Origin of the sequence: Legionella birminghamensis (assembly GCF_900452515.1) — a bacterium.
GTDB classification, from domain to species: Bacteria; Pseudomonadota; Gammaproteobacteria; order Legionellales; family Legionellaceae; genus Legionella_C; species Legionella_C birminghamensis.
Genome location: NZ_UGNW01000001.1, coordinates 457,819 through 480,179, shown reverse-complemented (window position 1 = coordinate 480,179; position 22,361 = coordinate 457,819). Strand labels below are relative to the sequence as shown.

Sequence of the window (22,361 nt, the reverse complement as noted above, 5' to 3'; positions counted from 1 at the left end):
GAGGTTTCCTTAGTGATGTGATTTATAAAATCAGAAAAAAATTCTGCTAATCATACCGCAAGCCCATGCGGTCAAGAAGACCTGCAAGTGTATCATTATTGAAAAATTTTAGCTTTAACCAGCCCCCAGAGCCTTTTTCGCTGACAATTTCGACAGGGGCCCCTACTTGCTCGGACAGTTTCATTTCCAATTGCGCAACATCGCGGTCCTTAAATGCGCCTGGCTCTTGCTCAGTCCGCGTTTTTAATTTTTTTACCTCCTGCTCACTCTGTCTCACCGACCAGTCCTGTTCAATCATTTGTCGTGCAAGGCTTAGCTGCTGACCCTGCGCCAGTCCTACCAGCAACCGGGCATGGCCAAACGACAACTGCCCGCTGCGAAGTAATGATTGCACTTCTGGCATTAATCCGAGAAGCCTCATGATATTGGTAATATGACTGCGGGATTTACCTACCAGGACGGCTATTTCCTCCTGCCGGAAATTAAATTCATCGCACAAACGGCGATACCCGCTTGCCTCTTCAATTAAATTGAGTTCCTGGCGCTGTATATTTTCAATCAAGGTTAAGGCGGCGGCCTGCTGATCAGTATATTGGCCAATCATGCATGGGACTTCTGACAAACCCGCTATTCTCGCCGCCCGCCAGCGCCGTTCGCCAGCAATGATCTCATAACAGCCGCTGGCTATTTCCCGAACCACCAGGGGTTCGATTAGCCCTTGAGCCGTTATTGATTGGGCAAGTTCTGCAAGTGAATGGTCATCAAAATCAATACGCGGCTGGTAGCGCCCTTTTTGCAGACTATCAATTGGCAACAGCCGATAAATCGTCGTTTGAGACAGTTTATTGTTAATTTCTGTCATACAAATACCATCCCAAATAGAAGACAATATGTGCAAACATGGCAGCCAGTAAACCGTAATGCCAGAAAATATATCCAAAAATAAGTGCCTGCCAAAGGCATAGAATCAACATACAATAGACAAATTGGCGGCTGGCACGACATCCGGCAGCGAGATACGCAGGAAGCTGGCCTAAGGTAAAAAATATGCCGCTGATAACAATAGCGGTCCAGACCATTGCATTGGTTTTCTGGCCAGAAAATAACATGGCAAAATAAAGAATTACATTTAATAAGCCCCAGCGTGCGAGTATTTCATCAACTACCCCGCCATAGAGGATGCATCCGTCCAGGCCTATTTTATTTCGAAAAGTCTGCAGGGCTAATAACGTCGGCTGATCCAAAACTCGCATGGCCAGACCATAGTAGAGAAGCAGAAATCCCAGCAGGCCGATAACCGTCAGAACGCCGATTGCGACTAAACCGTCCTGGATCTGCCTCCAGGCTTCCCCACCTCCCAGTAAAGCTGATAACAGGGGATCACCGAGACCTGTCCTTTGCGAGAGGACAGTGCCTGCAACCGACATCAACATGACCATTACCAGTGTCTGGATAACCACCAGGCGGGTCATTTTTTTCTGAACCTGCGGGCTGTTATCGGGCAATAACAAAACGATTAGACGCGGCAAGACAATAAAAATTCCTGGAAGTGCCAGGAAAAATAAAAAAAGCACCATCGGCCAATACATACTTTTCAATCCTTGCTTAAAACACTATAAAAAAATCCATCGCAATTTTCCTGGCCCGGCAAAATCTGCCAGCCATATTCATTAGCGCTTCCCCAGGGTGGATTAATGGGTAATACACGGCACTGGGGTTCTGACTCCAGAAACGTCCGGATTTGATTTTCATTTTCACGTTTTAATATGGAGCACGTCGCATAAACCAGCAGGCCGCCTTTTTTTAATAAAGGCCAGATAGCCTGTAATAACTGTGCCTGCAGCGCGGCAACTGTAGCGATATCCTCTTCCTGCCTCAATACTTTAATATCGGGGTGTCTGCGGATTACTCCCGTTGCAGAGCAAGGTGCATCGAGTAAAATCCGGTCGAACAATTGGCCATCCCACCAATCTTCAGGTTTACGGACATCTCCCTGTATCACCGTTGCATCAAGCTGAAGACGTGAAAGATTTTCTTTCACACGCTGTAGGCGTTTTTGTTCAACATCAACGGCAATACAGGCTTTTAGATTGGCTTGCGACTCCAGGATATAGCTGGTTTTTCCACCAGGCGCACAGCAAGCGTCCAGTACGCGCAACCCGGGTTCAAGAGCCATTAAGCGGACAGCCGCCTGTGCCGCTTCATCCTGTACTGAAAAAAAGCCTTCAGCATAGCCCGGTAATTCACGAATATCCACAGAGGCATCCACATTAATACCATGCGGCGACAGAGGAAGCGCTCTGGCTTCGATGCCGGCTTGTTTCAGCTGCTCTAAATACCCCTCTCGCGTCACTTTCTGCTGGTTAACCCTAAGGCTAAGCGGGGGATGCTGGTCATTGGCACTTAAAATAGCCTGATAAGTATCAGGCCAATCCTTTTTCAGTGCTTTAATGAGCCACTGCGGATGATTGTGGGAATAAACCGATTTATTCTCAAGAGAAGCGAGAATAGTCTCTTTTTCGCGGCAAAAACGCCGCAATACCGCATTGATTAAACCCTTTGCCCAGCTTTTTTTGAGTTTATCCAGCAAGGCAACCGTTTCCTGGACGGTCGCATATTCAGGCTTATTCAAATATTGCAGCTGGAATAGGCCCATGAGTATCAAAAGCCAGATATCAGATGTGGCGGGCTTTTTATTGAGCAATTGATTGGCAATCAGCTCAAGCCGATAATAATAGCGGCAAACACCAAAACAAATCGCTTTGGTTAAAGCGCTAATTTCAGGGGATTGCAGCGAATGGTTGAGGGAAATATTATCGTCAAACAAGCCAATGAGAATTTTTAATGCCTGCCCGCGTTCATTTGCTTTCATTTAATACCTGGCCAATAAAACTTTGATATTTGCCGGCATTCATCCATTCTGCAATGGTAAGCGGTTTCCCACCCGCAAATTGCAGCTGCTTTACCCGTAATACACTGCTTCCGGTGGCAACTGACATTCCTTCCCTGCTAATTGATAATATAGTTCCCGGTACCGATTGGCTGGGTTGAGGCTCTACTTCAGCTTGATAAATTTTAAGTAATTCGCCATTAATGCTGGTATAACTCACCGGCCAGGGGTTAAACGCCCTGATTTGCCGCTCGATTACATCGGCATCCAGCCGCCAATCAATAAGCGCCTGCTCTTTCTGAATCTTGCCGGCATAAGTCACGCCTTCGCTGCTCTGTGCAGTCGGTTCAATTTTGTTTTCAGCCATTAAATTCAATGTTTCCAACAGGGGGGCGATAGAAAGAAGCGAGAGTTTATCATGTAAACTGCCGGCGGTATCATGCGCATCGATAGAACAACTAACCGACATCAGTTCCGCCCCTGTATCCATACCGGCATCCATTTGCATAATAGTCACCCCCGATCGAGGATCACCATGTAAAACAGCCTGCTGTATAGGTGATGCACCGCGCCAGCGAGGCAGGAGCGAGGCATGAACATTAATACAGCCAAGCCGGGGAATATCCAATACCCGTTGCGGCAGAATTAAACCATAGGCAATTACGACCATCACATCAGGTTTTAAAGCAGCAAGCTCGGCGACTGCAGCCTCCGTTTTGAAGTTTGCTGGCTGATAAACCGGGTAATTATTCTCAAGGGCCCAGGTCTTTACCGCAGAAGCCTGCAACTTACGCCCGCGGCCCGCCGGGCGATCAGGCTGAGAATACACCGCCAGTAAACGATGCCCGGAATGCGCTATGGCGTCAAGACAGGGAACACCAAACTCAGGGGTGCCGGCAAAAACGATTGAAAGCGAAGACTTCATGATTTACGCGCTTGTTGACGTTTAAATTTATCCAGTTTTCTTCTGGCCATGGTTCGTTTCAAAGGTGAAAGCAAATCAACAAAAAGCTTGCCGTTCAAATGATCAATCTCATGCTGAAAACACTCACCCAGCACGCCTTCGCCAGACATTTCATAAGGTTTGCCGTAGCGATCCAGTGCGCGAATCGTAACTTTTTCGGCACGAATAACCGTATCATAGACACTGGGAACTGAAAGACAGCCTTCCTGGTACTCGACCTGTCCTTCTGAGGCAATGATTTCCGGGTTGATTAAAACTAACTGCTGGGCTTTATCCCCTGCAATATCAATTACAGAGAGTCTGAGGCTGATGCCAATCTGGGGTGCAGCAAGGCCAACACCATTCACGCTGTACATTGTTTCAAACATATCATCAATCAGCTGCTGCAATTCTTCAGTAATTTCTTCCACAGGCTGGGCGACCTGCCGCAACCGGGGATCGGGTAAATAAATAATTTTACGAATGGCCATGAAAACTCTGTAAAAAAAAGTTGAAGGATAATATTATCGCGAATACAATGTTTGACTGCAAGATACCAATACCCGTAATTAAACAGCTTTCAGGGACAGAAGATGCGGCGTTTATTTGTCATAATCGGTTTGATACTATCATTCAGTGCACAAGCAGTATCCATTTTGGAGGACTCTCCCAGACGTTATGTCGTACAACCGGGGGACACGCTGTGGAGTATCGCCTGCAAATACCTGGCCAATCCCTGGGAATGGAAAACGCTCTGGCATGGAAATCCGCGAATTAAAAACCCCAACCGTCTATATCCCGGTGCCGTTCTTGAACTGCGCTATGCTCATAATGAGCCTTATATCCGCGTATTGTCGAATGGGACAATTAAACTATCCCCCAATATTCGCCCTCGCCCGATTGAAGATGCTATTCCTGCCATTCCGCTTATGGTTATTAAACCGTTTCTGAATTCCTCCCTGGTGATGGATGAAAACCGTTTGCTTAATGCGCCTTATATTGTCGCTTTTACGGGAGAACATATGTTAGGCGGCCAAGGAGACGAAGTGTATGTGAAAAATCTCCACCCGGATTGCAAGATGCCACAGGGAGCGACTATTTCCTATGCGGTTTATCGGCCAAATTGCCCTTACATAGAACCTGAAACCAATCGCCTGTTAGGGTATAAGGCAACGCTGGTTGGCTATGCAGAATTAGTTCGCGGCGGTGAGCCGGCGACTATTCTGCTGACCGAAATTACTGAGGGTGTCCGCTTGAAAGATCGGGTGATGCTCAATGATTTCCCAGAGTTTAATTTATCTTTTGAACCGAAAACTCCAAATAACCCTGTCTGTGGCTCCATCATTGATCTGCCCGGTGATTACACCCAGGGCGCAGTGGGCCTGGTTGCTGTTATTGACAGAGGCCAGGACGTGGGCCTTGAGCCGGGTGATGTCCTCGGTATATATTCTGAAAGGAAACTGGTCGCTGATCCACTTGATACTGCCAACCCTATTTTGCTCCCCCGTGAACGCGTTGGCGAAGTAATGATTTTTCGTAGCTTTTCAAAAACCAGTTTTGGGTTGGTCATGCGCTCCATTCGCGCCGTTCATCTTGGTGACAAGGTAACTAATCCATGAGCAACAAAGATTATTATCTCTTGTTAAACCGTATAGAAGGCATCGGCCCGCGTACCGTGCAGCGTTTATTAAATCATTGGCCTAATCTTGCCGCATTGTTCTCACTGTCTAAAAATGAAATGATGGCAGCGGGGGTGAATCCACTGCTGGCAACGGCCCTAAGCGCGGCTGATCTGAGAGTGATTGAGGCTGATTTGCAATGGGAACAACAAAGTCCATGTCACCATCTGCTATGCTGGGAAGATGAAAATTATCCTGCGCTTTTAAAAGAAATACATGATCCCCCCCTGGTGCTTTATGGAATTGGGAACCTGGATTGTTTAAAACAAAAAACCTTGGCCATGGTCGGCACACGAAAGCCCTCGGTTAACGGACATGAAACGGCCTATCGATTTGCCTTTGAACTGGCTGGCAAGGGAATAAGCATTGTCAGCGGCGGCGCCCTGGGAGTTGATGCCGAGGCCCATCGGGGCAGTATTGCGGCTAAAGGGCAGACCATTGCAGTCATGGGAACCGGCGTTGATGTCATTTATCCTGCCCGTCATCGTGATCTTGTAAAAAATATTATCACCAATGGCTTGATTTTAAGTGAATTTCCTTTAGGCAAGCCACCAAGTGCTGGACATTTTCCACGGAGAAATCGTATAATAAGTGGTTTATCTATTGCCACATTGGTTGTTGAGGCTGCAATTAAAAGTGGTTCACTCATTACAGCCAGATTAGCACTTGAGCAAAATCGTGATGTACTTGCTATACCAGGCTCGATACATAACCCACAAGCGCGGGGCTGCCATTATCTTTTACAGCAAGGAGCCAGGTTAGTGACCTCCCCCGCCGATATTTTGGACGCGCTGGGATGCAATAATTTACCTAATGATGCAGGTGGCCCAGCACTATCCCTTGCAACAAATAATAAAAACCTAGTAAAGTGCATTGGTTTTGAAATCACAAGCATTGATCAGATCAGTCAGCGCAGTGGAATCCAAATCGATGAAGTGGCCTGCGGCTTGGCTGAACTTGAATTACAGGGCATTGTCAAAGCAGTACCCGGCGGCTACATGAGGTGTTATTAATGAAAGACAGCTTGTTTGAAATGCTGATGAGCTTTTTTGAGAAAAGTCTCTCGGAATTGAAAGAAAGTAATTTATCTGATTTAGATAACGAGACAGACAGCGAAGAAGGCGATAAAGACAAAAGTCTTCTATTTATCCGCGCGGCTCGCGATGCCTCAATTCGTGTGTTTACTTATGAAGAACAAATTAAATTCACAAAAGCAAGTTATCAGTTTTTAATGAAATTAATGCTGTGGGGAATTATAGCTTCTGAAACCATGGAGCAAATTCTCAACCAGCTTCTTTTTTCGGAATCCCGTTTCGTAACGCTGCAGGAAACGAAGTGGACCATCCGTAATTGCCTGGCTGATAGTTTGAGTACCGTACAACTCGCTTTTCTTGATCTTGTGCTATATCAAAAGGAAGACGAATTGCCTTTGCATTAGCTAACGCCAATTAAGCTGCTGCCGGGCTAGAGCCGCTTATTGCAGCAAGAACAAGTAATTAATAACAACAAATGAAGAAACTTCTAAAGGATAAAGGTCTTTTATGAGTAAACACCTGGTTATCGTAGAATCACCCGCAAAAGCCAAAACCATACAGAAATATTTGGGTAATGACTATGATGTACTTGCCTCCTATGGCCATGTCAGAGATCTGCCCCCGCGTAAAGGCTCGGTAAATCCTGACAATCATTTTAAAATGACTTATAGCCCCATTGAAAAAAATGCCAGGCATATTGAATCGATTGCCAAGGCGCTAAAGAAGTCTGATTCCTTGCTTCTTGCAACCGACCCTGATCGTGAAGGCGAGGCGATATCCTGGCATGTATATGAACTGATGCAGGAGCGTAATCTACTCAATAATAAAGCGGTTCATCGTATATTTTTTAATGAGATTACCAAATCAGCCATTCAGGAAGCCATTCAGAATCCGCGCGAGATATCCATGGATCTGGTCAATGCCCAGCAAGCCAGACGGGCGCTTGATTATCTGGTCGGCTTTAATCTATCCCCTCTTTTATGGAAGAAAATTCGCCGCGGCCTTTCCGCAGGCCGCGTGCAAAGCCCCGCTCTTCGCCTGATTGTAGAGCGTGAAGAAGAAATCGAACGCTTCGTCGCCCAGGAGTACTGGCGCATCATCGCCTCCTGCCAGCATGACTCAAGTCCATTCTCTGCGAGGTTGACCCACTATCAGAAAGAAAAATTACAGCAATTCAGTATTACCGGAAGCGAACAGGCCCACGAGACCCGAGAGCAGTTATTAAAAGCAGCTAACGGCGAGTTGATTGTCGAGAATATCGAGAAGAAACAACGCAAACGCAATCCCGCTGCACCTTTTATCACCTCGACCCTGCAGCAAGAAGCGGCTCGCAAATTGGGCTTTACTGCCCGCAAAACCATGATGGTTGCCCAGCAGCTTTATGAAGGAATCGATATTGGCACCGGCACTGCAGGTTTGATAACTTATATGCGAACCGACTCAGTCAGTTTGGCCAATGAAGCTATTTTTGAGATCCGCGATTTTATACAACAGCGCTTTGGCGAAAAAAATTGCCCGAAAAGCCCACGGATGTATAAAACAAAATCCAAGAATGCCCAGGAAGCGCACGAAGCGATTCGCCCCACTACGATTCGACAAACACCGGAGTCCATCCAGCAGTACCTGACGAATGACCAATACAAGCTGTATAACCTAATCTGGAAAAGGACCATTGCCTGTCAGATGTCTGAAGCATTAATTGACACGGTAGCCGTTGATTTAAGCTGCGGTGCGGGCAATCTTTTCCGTGCGAATGGTTCAACAATTGCTTTCCCAGGATTTCTCACTGTTTATGAAGAAGGTATCGACGACTCAACTGACGACGAGAATTCTGGCCTATTGCCGCCGCTTAACGTCGGTGAGAAGGTCAAATTACTTGATATTGCTGCCAATCAGCATTTTACTGAACCTCCGCCGCGCTATAGCGAAGCCTCATTAGTAAAAGCATTGGAAGATTATGATATTGGCAGGCCGTCCACTTATGCCACCATTATTCATACGCTGCAGCAACGCGAATATGTAATTGTTGATAAAAAACGCTTCGTTCCCACAGATGTTGGCCGCATTGTCAGCCGCTTCCTCTTAAGCCATTTTACCCGCTATGTCGATTATAAGTTCACAGCCAAGCTGGAAGATACGCTCGATGAAGTGTCCCGCGGCGAGAAAGAATGGGTTCCGGTGCTGGAAGAATTCTGGCAACCGTTTATCCAACAGATTAATACCACCGATACACAGGTGCAAAGAAAAGATGTGACCTCCGAAATCCTGGAAGAGCAATGCCCCAAATGCAGCAAACCCTTATCAATTCGCCTTGGTAAAAGGGGACGTTTTATTGGCTGCACGGGCTATCCAGACTGCGACTACACTCAGGATTTGAATAATCAGGAGGGAGAGAAAAGCGAACCGGAAGTCATCGAAGGACGCCAATGTCCCGAATGCCAGGGTGCACTCCACATTAAAACAGGACGCTATGGCCGATTCATTGGTTGCAGCAATTACCCTGATTGTAAGCACATGGAGCCCATCGAAAAACCGGCTGACACGGGGGTTGAATGTCCCAAATGTCATAATCATAAAATTTTGAAGCGCAAATCAAGAAAAGGAAAAATTTTCTATTCCTGCGGCGGCTATCCAAAATGTGATTACGCCTTATGGAATGAACCCATTAACACCCCCTGCCCACAGTGCGCATGGCCGTTGTTAACCGTGAAGGAATCCAAACGCTCCGGAAGGCAGATCCTTTGCCCGAAAGAAGGTTGCGGGTACACGGCCCAGGATGACGGTTAGCACATGACTCGTCGACTTTACCGAATCCCGCGGTCGTTGCCCATGGCTACGCAAATATTTTCTCATTCGAATCCCAGCGGCGAAGACCCATAGCTATCTACACATCGCCACTACGCGCTATAGCGCTGTCTACAACATTGCCACTACGCCCTGCGGCTTGTCCGCAGGGTCCAGCGATTGTCTATGAGTCTTATGGATCCCTCGGACACAAGCCGAGGGACGTAGGAGCTAGGAGCAGATCTATGGGCATCGACACCGCGAGAACCAAGTCTGGTGGCCGAACATACTCTTTGAGTATGCCTAGGCATTGAATCAAGCCGGTACTATCAAAATAGTCAGGGTATCGGTGTATGTTCCCTGTTTGGCCAAAACCTGGAGGCAACGGCAGCTCATTAACCTGCACGGAACCCCTAACGCCAATTTTAATATTCGGATTAGCAGCGCCCAGGTAACCGGTGCGCCTGCTGCTGTTTATACCGATACGGTAACTTTATTGATTTCGCCTTCCTAGTGCTGGCATTGATCTACTGGGCTTTACAGCCCAGCCTACACGCTATTCTTGAAATATCCTATAATTAAGAGGAAATTTAAGAGTTATGGAGAACTCCTATGTCGTTTATGAATTTGTTGGAAACTCAGGACAGCATCCTGCTTGCTGTGGATAAACAGGATGACGCAAAGCAAAAGCAGATTGAAAAAAAACCTGGGATTGATACGCCTGATTTACCTCTGCCCTCCGCGCCCAAAGAACCGGAAATTAATATTCCACCGAAGGAAAAGGTTTAGCTACTTTTTCTTATTAAGTGGTGTAAAGCTGTGTAGCGGCAAAGAACTGAAATAGCCTGTTTTCATGCACGCCAATGTACGCAGCATTTGCTGCTTTAAAAAAGGGGTTTTGCAAAAAAGGCCATGAAACCAGTCTCTGAGGATCCCCATACTCTCATGCGAGGACTGAAACCACGGCGTAATAAATCGGCTGGCTTGCTGATAATAACGAAGCTGCGACCTTCTCCTTTGAGTATACTGAGACAAGGCTTCTTGCAGGGGAAATTGGCTGAGGCAATCATAAAGTGTTCTGGCATCAATCAGGCTCAGGTTAGCCCCCTGTCCTAATTGCGGGCTCATGCCATGCGCAGCATCGCCAATGATGACTACTCGCCGATCATGCCAGGGATAAACGCTCGCATCCGCATAGGAAGCCAGAGCAAACTGCTGGTGGCTGTTAAACTGCTTAAATACTGGCTCCAGGGCTGGCCAAATACCTAATACTTCTTTTTTCCATTCTCCAAATGGTGTATTAAGCCATTGCGGAAAGTAGTCTTTTCTCATGCTCCAGAAAAAACTCAGTAATAATTGCTGATTTTCAAAGCCAATCGGCAGGATTCCCGCCATGATTTCGGTACGCCGATAGATTTGCTCAAGCGTCTGATTAAATTGTCCCTCATTATCCCTGGCAATTGACCACAATGCTCCCCATTCATAGGGTTTGACCCTGATATTGACCTCCAGGTATTGTCTTAAGCCTGAGCGTGAGCCATCGGCAACAACGACGCAATCAAAAGGGCCATGCATGTGTCCGCAATTGTCATGTAAATAGACACTGTCCGGGGTTTGTTTTAGCGATACAATCTCGCAGGGATTAATGATACGGACACCGGAGGCTTGCATTTTGGCAAACAATTCCCGGTAAAGCACTGCCCGATGAATCCCCAGGCCAAAATGATAATCGACCAGATCACAATAACGTAAATCCAACACCACTTTCTGGCGATGGTTAATACCCAAAAGACCGGCAATCGGCGCCCCTTGGGGAATGAGAGTTTGCGCGATTTCCAGTTGATTCAGTACATCAAGTCCAGCCGGCTGCAATAAAAAACCAGACCCCACTGGCGTCAGGTTTTCTACCCTGTCAAAAATACTGACTTCAGCATCCAGTCGCTTTAAAAAAAGAGCCGCTGCGGGACCTGCAATTCCGCAGCCAATTACTGCAACTTTTAACATCAATAAACTTCTTAATAAATTTTTACTTGCAAGGGAGTATCACTGCCAATCCATGCACGTTTCATAATTTCAGTATTAAAAGCGCAATGAATTTCGCCCTTGCCATTAATAGCAATGACCCCCATTTCCCTTCGGGCAATATTTCGTTGATGAATGACATAATCACAGGCTTGCTCAAGGGACCACTGATTTAGCTCCATTAACATGGCAATCGTATGCGCAACGACTTGCGTAATCAAGGCCTCTCCTTCGCCAGTGCCTGAAACAGCGCAGGATTTATTATCGGCGAAACATCCGGCGCCAATCATACAACTGTCACCTACCCGCCCGGGCAAGCAATTCCCTGTTCCGCCGGTTGAGGTTGCCGCAGCCAGATTGCCCTGGGCATCCAAAGCGACAGCCCCTACCGTCCCTTTAATTTTTTTATCAAATATATCGTCTGTGCTTTCCCGTTTGGAGGCCTCTAAATATTGCCCATACTGGTATTCGGTAACAAAATAATCCTTTGATTTAAGCTCAAGATCATTTAATTTGGCCACCGCCAAGGCACCGTAACCTGAGAGAAAAACATGATGCGTTTGCGTCATGATTTTTCTTGCAAGCGAAATTGGGTTTTTTACTTCCTGCACCATGGACACAGCACCGGCATCGAGGATATGCCCGTCCATTATTGACGCGTCCATTTCCACCTGTCCTTCACTGTTAAGGACCGAGCCTCTGCCAGCGTTAAACAAAGGATCGTCTTCCAATTGCCGAACAGACGCTTCTACTGCATCCAGTGCAGAACCTCCCTGCTGCAGCACGTCATATCCCCTATACAAAGCCACTTTAAGACTCTCCTCATATTCCGGTAAATGACTTCTTAGCAATTCGGTCGCTTCACTGGCCCCTCCGTGAATGGCCATGGCAATCTTATTCATCCTTGTTTCCTCTTTTAGACGCAACTTTGGTTGGGTTATAAAGCTTACGGGTTTTTATTGAGAACCGACAGCCTTTTACCAGCAGATGGACTTTCAGGTTTTCCACATAAACAGGCTCATTATCACGCACAGCGGTAATATTGGTTTGCCGGATATGCTTGCCGTCAATAATAACAACCATTCCCGAACCGCGGCATTCGGCCTCTGAACCATTTTTTATAATTAATGCCGTATCTTCCCCCAAACCTACCCCAAGCTGATCAGGGTTGATGATAATCGCATGGGCGAGACGGGCAAAACGGCCGCGTTTAATAAAATGCGTATCTATAATGCAATTTTGAATAAAGGCGAGGCCGGAGGATGTTTTTAAATCCTGCTCAATTAACGCCTCTGCCAGCCCCCCGGCGGTGATCATTATTGATGACATGACCATGGCCCCTGCACTCGTTCCTGCAACGATAAAATGCCGATCCTCGATATAGCGCTGCCTGATGAAATCGATGAGATTGGTACCCCCTAAAATGGTTGCCAATCTGAACTGATCACCACCAGTAAAAAACACGGCATCCGCTGCTTCTACACGGGCTAAATAGTGCTTATCCCTCGCCTCCATTTTATCCTCAATATGGATAAAACCAGGGGCTTTATAGCCTATATCGTGGAATGCCCTTTGATAGCGCTCTTTAACCTCTTCCTGAAAACGACTGCCTGAAGTAATAATTTCTATTTTTTTATTTTTCGAGGCATTGAATAATTCCCGGAGAATTTCGTAACGCTGCAACTCCCCGGTATCTTTAGGCGGGAATGGGGGTTCTTTATCGCCAACGTCTTCCGCTCCCCCGATAATAAGCATCTTACCTTTTGCAAGCATGTAACAAGCTCCTAACTGACAGCCATTGTCGTAGCACGAACGCCTGCTTGCAATTTCTTAAGATAGGCAATAGCAGTCATTACATCCTCTGGAAAATAAAAAATGAAGGAACCAGGAACTGCTTCCCGTAAAACGTGATGAAGTGCCTCCATTTCATTGGATATAATTTTCACCTGTCTGGAATCAAAACCTTCCGTCTGCTCTATCCCCTCAAGAAGGAGTGCTGTCAACTCTTCATTACTGCGTCCTCTGCCATCCACATCATGCCGGATAATAATTTCATCAAACATTCTGCAGGCATAGGCGCCTATCTTGCGAATATCCGAGGCCTTTCGATCGCCCGTTGCGGCGATAATTCCGATTTTGCGGGTCGCTGGCTGCTGGACAATATAACCTTCCAGATGTTCAAAGGCAGCCGCATTGTGCCCATAGTCCACCAGGATGCGATAATTTTCAAATGCAAAGAGATTCATGCGGCCAGGAAGGTTTTCCGGAGAGGGTTGAAACTCATGAAGCCAGGCCGCGATATTCTCGATACTAAAACGGGAAATATGGGCGGCCAGAACTGCGGACAGGATATTTTGGATCATCCCTGCGGCCTTTCCACCAAAAGTGAGCGGAATTTTAGACACATGCGCTATTTGCGTTTTTTTATCAGCATCTTGCAATACAATAAACCCATTAGAAAGGTAGATTGCCAAACCGCCTTCCCGGCAATGCTTTTCAATGCGAGGATTGTCGTCCTGCATACTAAACAATGCGACTGAAGATTCGACGGCCTCCTTCATCTGATAAACCCGGTCGTCATCCGCATTCAAAATGGCATAGCCTGTTTTTATTGTGCTGCGTGGCACAACCTCCTTCACCTGTGCAAGCTCCTCAAGGGTATGAATCTCATCAAGGCCAAGATGATCTTCCGATACATTGGTTACAATGCTGATACTACAGTGATCGAAACCCAGCCCTTCACGTAAGATACCGCCTCTTGCGCATTCCAGCACAGCATAATCGACCAGGGGATCACGAAGAATAACCCTGGCGCTGAATGGCCCGCTGCAATCGCCTCGGTACACCTCCTGTTCGTTGATATAAATTCCTTCAGTGGAGGTTAAACCGACATGGCGTCCGGCTTTTCGTGCAAAATAGGCAATTAGTCTTGCAGTGGTTGTTTTACCATTGGTTCCGGTGATAGCCACCAGCGGTATTCGTGACTCGCTTCCAGGTGGAAACAGCATATCAATCACCGGACGCGCAACATTTCGCGTCTTACCGCATTCTGGAGAAAGATGCATACGGAAACCGGGCCCTGAATTGACTTCAATAATGGCACCATTATTTTCTTTCAAGGGTAAACTGATATTTTCGGCAACTATGTCGATACCGCAAATGTCCAGGTGCATAATGCGCGATACGCGTTCAGCTATGAACAGGGTTTCTGGATGAACAATGCTGGTCACATCAATTGCAGTGCCGCCAGTACTTAAATTCGCGGTATGTTTGAGGTAAAGGACTTTGCCCGCAGGTAAAACAGAATTTAAATCAAGGCCGTTTTCTTCCAGAATAGCCAAGGTGCTTGCATCCAGCTTGATAGTTGTCAGGAACTTTTCATGATGTTCCCCGCGGTTAGGATCCTGGTTTACCGCATCAATGAGCTGCTGTATGCTTGCAGTACCCGTTCCTACAATCATGGCCGGGGTGCGTTTAGCGACTGCAATAACCTTATGGTTAACCACCAGGAAACGGAAATCGTGACCACTAATAAATTGTTCTACAATAATCCTCTCGGAAATTTCTGCAGCTAACTGAAAAGCAGCTTGCGCTTTTTCTTTATTCTGAATATTGGTTGTAATTCCTCGTCCATGATTACCATCAACTGGTTTGATTACACAGGGATAACCTACCTTTTCGATCGCCTCTTTCAAGGAAGCCATATCGTCAATTATTACACCGCGGGGAACCGGGATATAATCATTTGCCAGTAACTGCTTGGTTCTTTCTTTATCTGCCGCATTATCCACTCCAATACTGCTGGTCAAGCCGGTAACCGTTGCGCATATTAACTTCTGATGGCAGCCATAACCAAACATAATCGTGGAGGAGTCATCCAGCCGGGTGTAAGGAATATTGCGTTTACGGGCTTCATTTACCAGGGATTGGGTACTGGGGCCAAAACCTTCCTGCTGATGGATTTCCCTTAATTGCTCCAAATGATGTTCCACGAGTGTGTAGGGGCGCTGATGAGCTAAAACCGTTACCAGTTCCACTGCTGCTTTCGCCGCATAAAGGCCTGCGCTTTCAATCTCGTAGGCAAATACCACATGATAAATCCCTTTTTGATGAGTCGAACGTGTTCTACCATAGCCGCAGGGCATGCCTGCCAGCCACTGGAGCTCCAGGGCTACATGCTCGATGACATGACCTAACCAGGTTCCATCATCCAGCCTTTTGAAAAATCCACCCTCGCTGGTTTCAGAACAAAAATGGTTATATAAGGAAGGAAGTAATTTTTTTAAATTATCGTTAAATCCGGGAATCGCATTGCTTGGAAGCTCTTCAAATTCCTTCAGATCCAGTTTCATGAGAATTAGTTTTTTTCTGGTGTTTGACCAATAATTAGGCCCACGCAAAACTCTCAGGTTTAAAATATCCATTTTTTAGTTTTCCCTTTATATATGCCCTGCATAGTCATAAACTCAGGTTAATTTTCGAAGGTTATTGCGAATGTTCCCTAAAATCGCAGCGACCTGTAATTGTACAGATTAAACAGTGAAGATATCCAAGCAGAAACAACACATTATTACAACATAACTCATTGATCAATAAATAATACGCAGCAGATGCGTCCTATACGTAATATTTTTCAAGTGATGAAGCAAAACTGGTGTCCGCAAAATTGGGCCAATTATCCTTATCAAATCCAGGTGCGTTTTTTAAACGCTCTTTTTCTATCTGTAAAATAAAACAGTCATCTTCTTTATTGTAGTTGAATAAATGCCAGGGAATGGCAAAAAATTTATTACCAAATCCCATAAATCCCCCAAAATCCAGGACCAGATAATTTACTCTGCCTGAAATCTTATCAATGACAACCTCATTGATCTCGCCAAGATATTCACCTGCATTATTTTTTACTTTGCCCCCACTGACCTCACTAGCCTTTACCACATGCCGTTTTCCCATGTGTTCTCCTGAATAAAGTCTTTCTATTAATCATAGAACAAAACGTTTAAACCCGCTCAGGCTAAAAGCTTCTGTTTGCTGAAATGGCAACGACGCGTCCATTCTGAAATAGCACCTCATAAAGAAATTCATTGGGCGATTGCTGATACGTCCAGACTTCATACACATCCGAGGCAAGGCCGTAGGGAATATTAAAACTATTTACCAACAGGGAAGAATCCTGATAGATATCCTTTGCCAAAGGCGGACCGCATTTCCGCTCAACTATGTATTTGCTATCCCCTTCAAGCACTAAAGATTGCTTGCAGCGCATGGCAAAGCCTTGATCGACAAGAATCAATGGAATTAGAACGCTTGCCAGTAAACGATGAATAATCATGTTGTGAGTCGATGAGAATGCATAAGGAAGATATAGCACAGCGCTGGGAAATATTCCTAAGACTAAATCAGTGCGGCCGGCGATTCCCGAGGCATCTCCACTCCGAATCCCCGCGGCACCTCCACTCCGAATCCCCGCGGCACCGACCGCGGGGCCCATGTCTGGTGGCCCAACAGGCTCCTACTTTTGCAATGTTGCCAAAAAATAGCGAGTAAAAAGGCACAAGACTTATACTTGGATAGGCATCATGTGGGCCCCGCGGTCGGTGCCTCGGGGATTCGATGGAAAGTTGGCTAAGCCTTTTCCCAATAAATCTTCTTCATTAATGCTAGATGAGCCCTGAAGGTATCCATTGCGTCCAGGCTAGGTTTAAGCAAATCATGTGATTTACTTTTCCAGATATAGATTAACCAAAGCAGCCAACTGTGAAAACACAAGAACCATAGCAACTCGTCTTCTGCTGGAAGGGGAGCTACCGATTGATAGCCTTGCAGGGTCATGGAAAAATGCTGTGGCCTGAACACAGCATCTGCAACTCCGGCGCAATTAACTGCAAGTCCAATCAAATCAACAAAAGGATGGGTTAAGCCGGCACTTTCCCAGTCAATGATGGCAGCTAATTTATCTTCTGACCATAAAAGATTTCCCATATGCAGATCGCGATGACTGGCAACCCAGTATTCCTTTTGATAGTAGGAATGCTGGTCGATTAAAGTATTTACCTCTTTCATCCAGGGGGCAGGCTCAAAATCTGGCGGCCAGGTAATTGCCGGCCAGTATTCAAAATTTTCCTCAGGTTTTGCCATAGCATGCATTCTTGCCAATACCTGCCCCAGAAAAAATGCCTGTTCGGGAGATGGCAGGCGGACAGGTGCGCCTTTGAAATAGGGGCGAAGCAAATGGATTTTATCTTGCTCTACAACAATCTGGCTTTTGACACCACCCTGATAGTCAGGAAAATGATGGGCAAGCCAGGAATTAATCTCAAAGCCCAATAACTCGTTCCTGCATACCTGTGAATGGTGAATGGTACCCAACCAGTTTTCCCGGGCAAGTTGCTTGTAAATCCATTCGCTACCGTCTTCAAGGCGAAAATAGGAAAGCCTGTGACCAGACCGTTTAATAAGCTGTTCGACAAGAATTTTTCCAGAGAAATAGCGGTTTGCCCTGTGTTTATGGCTCATGCATCAATTGTTCAATATAGCGTCTGCAGGTCAAGGGCTTGTCGAGAAAATTAATCGCATAACGCGTCCCCCCGGTTCCAGTAATCATTAATGAACCATAACGCAAAAGGCTGCCGACTATCGATTGCCTGATATCAATACTTTCAATTTTTCCTAAAGGAATATCGATAGTATTGCGGACCATGATACCGGCGCGCAAAATCACTTGCTTTCGCCTAATAGTCAGCGAAGAGAAGTGATAATTTACCCAGGTTACAGCGGCCCAGGCCAAAGCAAATAAAAGGAACAACAGGGCAACAATCTTGACTTGCTCAATATAAATTCCCAACAACATTGCCAGGCATGCCATTAAAAAGGGGCCTAAAAAAATCACCCAGTGGAGTCTTGCCACATACACCACGTTACTATCGGTGTTACTATCTATCATCATTAGATTCCGGATAAAGAGAGAAAATATAATAGTGCAGATAGAATTAATTTGCTATGCTCCTTTTCGGCGTCACCAATTGAGACTGTTAGTAAATGCGGCGTATTAATCATTGCATGAACAAACAACTGGCCGAGATCTGCTTGAAATCAGCAGAAATCGACAAGCTGAATACCGAAGTAAAAAAGTATCTGCCCGAGCATTTAAGCCCCCACTGCCAAGTGGGCAGTTTTAGCAGAGGAACATTGACGCTGCACATTCATAATCCCGCCTGGGCCACCGAATTACGCTACTGCCTGCCTGATTTGCGTGACTCACTCAGGAGAGAATCCGGTCTTTATCAATTGGCATCGGTTAAAATTGCAGTGGCTAGCGAAAATTATGAACAGCATTCTCCCCCAAAAAAGACGCGGCAATTTCTCTCGGCAGCAACTTGCTCATCGCTCTATGCGCTGAGTGAGGTTTGCAGTTATGAACCACTACGTGATGCATTGCGAAACCTGGCTAACAACAATAAATTTGCGGGTGATAAATCAGTTAATGAATAAAACAGTTATAAAAATGTAAATTTTATTGTTATTCATAACAATTTGTGCAAAAATAAAACCATCGATATAATGCTAATCGAAGACATTGTATTTTACGGTTTGAACCAATGACCAAGCTTTTTTCAGCAACAGGTGACGGTGCCTGCCTATTTAATGCTTTAGCCCTAGGCTTTTCCATCGAGCTGCTGAGCGGTCGTCTTGACGGCCGCCTGGAAGACGAGAATTATCAGAAGCTGCTCGAACAATTTGCTGCGCAACATCCTAATTTTTCGCCCAAAACCTGGGCTAATGTCAAATCATGGCTGCAATACTATAACAATGCCCGCGATATTGAGCTCATTCTTGCCCCGGTCTTGTTTAATCTGAATAAAAATTTCGCCTCTGAACCGCAAGACATTTTATTACAGGAATTATCCAGCCTGTTGTATTATAACAAAACTTCTATTCAATCAGGGCTAGCCTGGTATGAAATTATGGCGCAGCCTGCCCAGGGAATCTGTTTCCCTACGCTGGATATGTTAAGCCTCGCGACAAAAGCAGTGATCCTGGAGCGTTTAGGACAGTTAATCAGGGAAGCTCAAGTGGATGAGTTTCAAAACTGCAAGGCATTAATAAATAAAGAAGCGTCTTTATTGGATTTACTTACAAACGAATACAAGAAAATTGATACATTTCAGCGCGGCTATAGTTGTGGTGATATCAGTAAAATGGCGGAACAACTGCATCTTGAAATCCATGAAAACGAGATGCCTAATCCCAAAAACGCCAGTTCTGGCATTTACCTGAAAAATAAAGAGGCGCATTGGGATCTTTATACCACTGAAGAAGACGGTTTCCTGATTGATCAGCAAGAGCGCAAGTTGTTGTTTAGCTCGGCTGATGCTTTTTATAATCGTGAAACCGTAGCAGCCCCTCCTGGGAATGCTACTGAGCCACCACAAGTCATTATTGTTAACAAACTGATTAATAATCCAGGTTTGGGAAATTGTGCATTTTATGCTTTTGCAACAGGCCTTATTAATATAATTCAGGAAGAACATTCTAGCCATAATCGGGAATTATTTAACCGTCTGACGCAACTACAGCCCTCGATTAGGCCTCTTTATCAGCAAATCTGCGATTTTCATATTGAGGAAGCAGCACGCACCAGCCAGGACAAACAATTACTGGAAAGTTTGCAAAAAGCATTACGGCGAATGCTTTTCCAAACCCAGCTTAATGAATTAAAACAGGATTGTGTCAATCCTGGTGAAGATAATACCCGGTTAAAATCCAATAGCATTTTTAGCAATTTTGCCGCAGTCTATTTTGAAAATATTAGGGAGATAAAGGACTATAATGAGTTCGCCCGTTCAAAATCCATCCTAAAAGAAATTGACCAATTAAAAGCTGAGCACAGCAAAATCAAGGACATTCCATTTACTCAAATTATTCTTGATCTGCAAACGCTTTTTCTTAGACTTCTGTATGGCAAGGACACACCTGCAATAAGCCTGGAAACCCCCTTTTTACGCAACTCTTCCATAGTTCTGGCTATGGAGGAAATTACCCGGGACTATGTATGGGGCACTTATACCCATTTGGACGCCCTGGCTCGCACGCTGTCTGTTAATTTACATTATTTAATAAATGGCTCAGCCTCTCAGCCTTTTCATGACCTGCCCAATCAACACTGCATAACCATTGATAATCAAAACAATATGCATTGGGTAACCCATGTCACAATTGCCTTTGATCGTTTAAAAGAAAAGACTTCCAAACCAGCTACGACACCTTCCTCTCCTCCTGCAACTACCCCAGCAAGAGCTTCTTTTTTTGACATTCACTATTCTCGCGAAAAGGATGAAATGAGATCTGAAGAACCCGTTGAACCTGCCATGGCCAACCCAGTGAACATTGGAGACCCTCTGGATCGACTAATCAGGCGAGTAGAACAGGCGAATAAGGAGTACCAAACTTATAATAAAAGCCTGTGGTTTTCTCTTCGCCATCGCCATGCGGCTACAGGCAGACGGAATGCAAACCAATTTGTAGCCAACCTCAAGAAAGAGACCCGTTATCAGGATGCAATAGCTCTGCTTATTGATTATATGGAGCATAGACGATTGGATAATGGTAATACCCATCCCCACTCGTTCAGGACGATGTTATTGCAAAATGTATTGGGCGATGAGCCTCGCATTCCGCTAACGTTGGTGTCCAGTCAGTTTAAGTCCTTTCTGCAACAATTCAAGGAGTGTCAGCAACTTGAATCATTTTTTGCAACAGACCCTGCAAAAAAAATCTAGGCTTATTCCATAGAGCCTTCTAACTCGACACTGGCTCAAAAACAACTATATTAAATCTGAGATGTTTAGAATTTAAAGTCAGAGGGATAATAATGAACAATACTCAGAACAACTACATCCATGGTTACAACCCTAATGAAACACAACGTTTATACCAACAAGCGAAATTAATTTATCATTTTGCGCATCAGGATTTACCCTTTCATAAAAAAGAACGGTTGCTGGAAATAGGCTCAGGCGTAGGCGCCCAGACCGCATTGCTTTTAAAAGACTTTCCCAATATTCATGTGACCGGCATTGATCGTGAACCGGGTCAAGTTGAACAGGCAAGAAAGTATCTATCTACGATACCATGGTCAAAATGGCCAGATGGAACACCCCGATATGAGTTTTTAGTCATGGATGCTGCCAATCTTAAACTGGAAAAAGATAAATATGACTGCGCTTATTTCTGCTATGTGCTGGAACATGTGCAGCAACCGGAGCTTGTCATATCCTGCGTGCAGGAGGTACTTCAACCTGGCTCGCCGATCTCCTGCTATGAAGAACTTAATGAAACGGCTTATATCTACCCGCCCTTACCCAATACAAGCCTTTATTGGAAAGCACTAAATGATCTACAGCATGAAATGGGATGCGATGGGGATATTGGCGTTCGCTTAGGCAATCTATTATTAAATGCAGGCTTCCACGATATCCAGACGAATGTTCGAACCTTTCATCACGACAACCGTAACCCGGAAAAGAAAAAGGAATTTTTTTACTATTTCCGTGATATTTTGTTAACCTGCTCCAAAGACCTGCTTGAAACCAAACGTATCTCCTTAAAAACACATGATCTGATGCTCCAGGAAATTAATGCCGCCGCCCATGATCCGGAAAGCGCCATTGTTTTTTTTAATATGCAGGCAATTGGTTTTGCTTAAGCAATTAACTTCTGGAACTTAATCTAACAAATTTGGACCACAAAGCGGGAGCAAGTGAAGTATTATGTCAATTGCTCCGTCATTGCGAGCCTTGGCCAAGCAATCCAGATCGGAGCTTGGACGAGCGCAGGGTTCTGGGTTGCTTCACTTCGTTCGCAAAGACGGGGAGTAATCCAGATGCTGAATAACTGACTGCCAATCTAAAGTTCACGCTAGTTGACAATGTCTATTGATTCAATTCTCGCTAATGCTTAAGGACTTTAAATTCGTTTTTAAAGTCCTTAGCGACTTGCATTTTTTTAAA

General features: G+C 45.4%; 22 protein-coding genes. 9 read left to right on the top strand and 13 right to left on the bottom strand.

All coding sequences use genetic code 11. The features are described 5' to 3' along the window. Positions 1-46: 46 nt before the first annotated feature. Genes DYH42_RS02035 through def form a run of 5 tightly spaced genes read right to left on the bottom strand, consistent with a single transcriptional unit; the run spans position 47 to position 4,324 of the window. The gene (locus tag DYH42_RS02035; protein ID WP_058523369.1) at positions 47-862 is read right to left on the bottom strand and encodes a ParB/RepB/Spo0J family partition protein; all 816 of its coding nucleotides are present in this window, start codon (positions 860-862) and stop codon (positions 47-49) included. Next, positions 849-1,589, bottom strand: coding sequence for a CPBP family intramembrane metalloprotease (locus DYH42_RS02030; RefSeq protein WP_115316913.1), 741 nt, complete (start codon positions 1,587-1,589; stop codon positions 849-851). The genes DYH42_RS02035 and DYH42_RS02030 overlap by 14 nt, the downstream gene beginning before the upstream one ends. A gap of 5 nt (positions 1,590-1,594) precedes the next feature. Further along, positions 1,595-2,872 carry a 16S rRNA (cytosine(967)-C(5))-methyltransferase RsmB gene (gene rsmB, locus DYH42_RS02025; RefSeq protein ID WP_058523367.1) on the bottom strand — a complete coding sequence of 426 codons (1,278 nt, stop codon included), beginning with the start codon at positions 2,870-2,872 and terminating at the stop codon, positions 1,595-1,597. Further along, positions 2,859-3,815 (bottom strand): methionyl-tRNA formyltransferase, encoded by a 957-nt coding sequence (gene fmt / locus DYH42_RS02020; protein WP_058523366.1) that lies wholly within the window; start codon positions 3,813-3,815, stop codon positions 2,859-2,861. Before fmt ends, rsmB begins: the two co-directional genes overlap by 14 nt. Then, positions 3,812-4,324 (bottom strand): peptide deformylase, encoded by a 513-nt coding sequence (gene def, locus DYH42_RS02015; protein WP_058523365.1) that lies wholly within the window; start codon positions 4,322-4,324, stop codon positions 3,812-3,814. The genes fmt and def overlap by 4 nt, the downstream gene beginning before the upstream one ends. Before the next feature lie 102 nt (positions 4,325-4,426). Here def and DYH42_RS02010 point away from each other — a divergent pair, with 102 nt between their 5' ends. The 6 genes from DYH42_RS02010 to DYH42_RS16500 all read left to right on the top strand — a co-directional run bounded on the left by DYH42_RS02010 (position 4,427) and on the right by DYH42_RS16500 (position 10,119). After that, positions 4,427-5,452 (top strand): LysM peptidoglycan-binding domain-containing protein, encoded by a 1,026-nt coding sequence (locus DYH42_RS02010; protein WP_058523364.1) that lies wholly within the window; start codon positions 4,427-4,429, stop codon positions 5,450-5,452. After that, a complete protein-coding gene (dprA, locus tag DYH42_RS02005; protein WP_058523363.1) occupies positions 5,449-6,525 on the top strand; it encodes a DNA-processing protein DprA in 1,077 nt (358 codons plus the stop codon). Before DYH42_RS02010 ends, dprA begins: the two co-directional genes overlap by 4 nt. Further along, positions 6,525-6,950, top strand: coding sequence for a DUF494 family protein (locus DYH42_RS02000; protein WP_058523362.1), 426 nt, complete (start codon positions 6,525-6,527; stop codon positions 6,948-6,950). The genes dprA and DYH42_RS02000 overlap by 1 nt, the downstream gene beginning before the upstream one ends. A 103-nt stretch (positions 6,951-7,053) precedes the next feature. Beyond that, entirely contained in the window at positions 7,054-9,333 is a 2,280-nt protein-coding gene (gene topA / locus DYH42_RS01995; protein WP_058523361.1) for a type I DNA topoisomerase, read from the top strand. A 307-nt stretch (positions 9,334-9,640) separates the two neighbouring features. Beyond that, positions 9,641-9,844 (top strand): hypothetical protein, encoded by a 204-nt coding sequence (locus DYH42_RS16420; RefSeq protein WP_131792975.1) that lies wholly within the window; start codon positions 9,641-9,643, stop codon positions 9,842-9,844. A 98-nt stretch (positions 9,845-9,942) separates the two neighbouring features. Next, positions 9,943-10,119, top strand: a complete 177-nt coding sequence (locus DYH42_RS16500; RefSeq protein WP_157062385.1) for a hypothetical protein — start codon at positions 9,943-9,945, stop codon at positions 10,117-10,119. Here the strand turns inward: DYH42_RS16500 and DYH42_RS01990 are convergent, their stop codons facing one another. The 8 genes from DYH42_RS01990 to DYH42_RS01955 all read right to left on the bottom strand — a co-directional run bounded on the left by DYH42_RS01990 (position 10,120) and on the right by DYH42_RS01955 (position 18,295). Then, a complete protein-coding gene (locus tag DYH42_RS01990) occupies positions 10,120-11,334 on the bottom strand; it encodes an FAD-dependent oxidoreductase (protein WP_058523360.1) in 1,215 nt (404 codons plus the stop codon). Positions 11,335-11,345: 11 nt separating this feature from the next. Then, positions 11,346-12,254: an isoaspartyl peptidase/L-asparaginase family protein gene (locus DYH42_RS01985; RefSeq protein ID WP_058523359.1), complete on the bottom strand. Its 909-nt coding sequence runs from the start codon at positions 12,252-12,254 to the stop codon at positions 11,346-11,348. Beyond that, complete coding sequence (locus tag DYH42_RS01980) at positions 12,247-13,125, bottom strand: cyanophycinase (protein ID WP_058523358.1); 879 nt, start codon at positions 13,123-13,125, stop codon at positions 12,247-12,249. Before DYH42_RS01980 ends, DYH42_RS01985 begins: the two co-directional genes overlap by 8 nt. Before the next feature lie 11 nt (positions 13,126-13,136). Next, the gene (gene cphA, locus DYH42_RS01975) at positions 13,137-15,776 is read right to left on the bottom strand and encodes a cyanophycin synthetase (protein ID WP_058523357.1); all 2,640 of its coding nucleotides are present in this window, start codon (positions 15,774-15,776) and stop codon (positions 13,137-13,139) included. 193 nt (positions 15,777-15,969) lie between these two features. After that, positions 15,970-16,305 (bottom strand): PRC-barrel domain-containing protein, encoded by a 336-nt coding sequence (locus DYH42_RS01970; protein ID WP_058523356.1) that lies wholly within the window; start codon positions 16,303-16,305, stop codon positions 15,970-15,972. A 61-nt stretch (positions 16,306-16,366) separates the two neighbouring features. Next, positions 16,367-16,684 (bottom strand): DUF2845 domain-containing protein, encoded by a 318-nt coding sequence (locus DYH42_RS01965; RefSeq protein WP_065232808.1) that lies wholly within the window; start codon positions 16,682-16,684, stop codon positions 16,367-16,369. Between the two features lie 293 nt (positions 16,685-16,977). Then, entirely contained in the window at positions 16,978-17,868 is an 891-nt protein-coding gene (locus DYH42_RS01960; protein ID WP_058523354.1) for a phosphotransferase enzyme family protein, read from the bottom strand. Continuing rightward, positions 17,858-18,295: a PH domain-containing protein gene (locus tag DYH42_RS01955; protein WP_058523353.1), complete on the bottom strand. Its 438-nt coding sequence runs from the start codon at positions 18,293-18,295 to the stop codon at positions 17,858-17,860. The genes DYH42_RS01960 and DYH42_RS01955 overlap by 11 nt, the downstream gene beginning before the upstream one ends. 116 nt (positions 18,296-18,411) lie before the next feature. Here DYH42_RS01955 and DYH42_RS01950 point away from each other — a divergent pair, with 116 nt between their 5' ends. The 3 genes from DYH42_RS01950 to DYH42_RS01940 all read left to right on the top strand — a co-directional run bounded on the left by DYH42_RS01950 (position 18,412) and on the right by DYH42_RS01940 (position 22,057). Then, on the top strand, positions 18,412-18,843 hold the full coding sequence (locus tag DYH42_RS01950; RefSeq protein ID WP_058523352.1) for a DciA family protein: 432 nt from the start codon (positions 18,412-18,414) through the stop codon (positions 18,841-18,843). A 107-nt stretch (positions 18,844-18,950) separates the two neighbouring features. Further along, on the top strand, positions 18,951-21,131 hold the full coding sequence (locus tag DYH42_RS01945) for a hypothetical protein (RefSeq protein ID WP_058523351.1): 2,181 nt from the start codon (positions 18,951-18,953) through the stop codon (positions 21,129-21,131). 92 nt (positions 21,132-21,223) lie between these two features. Continuing rightward, on the top strand, positions 21,224-22,057 hold the full coding sequence (locus tag DYH42_RS01940) for a class I SAM-dependent methyltransferase (protein WP_058523350.1): 834 nt from the start codon (positions 21,224-21,226) through the stop codon (positions 22,055-22,057). The last annotated feature ends 304 nt before the right edge of the window (positions 22,058-22,361 follow it).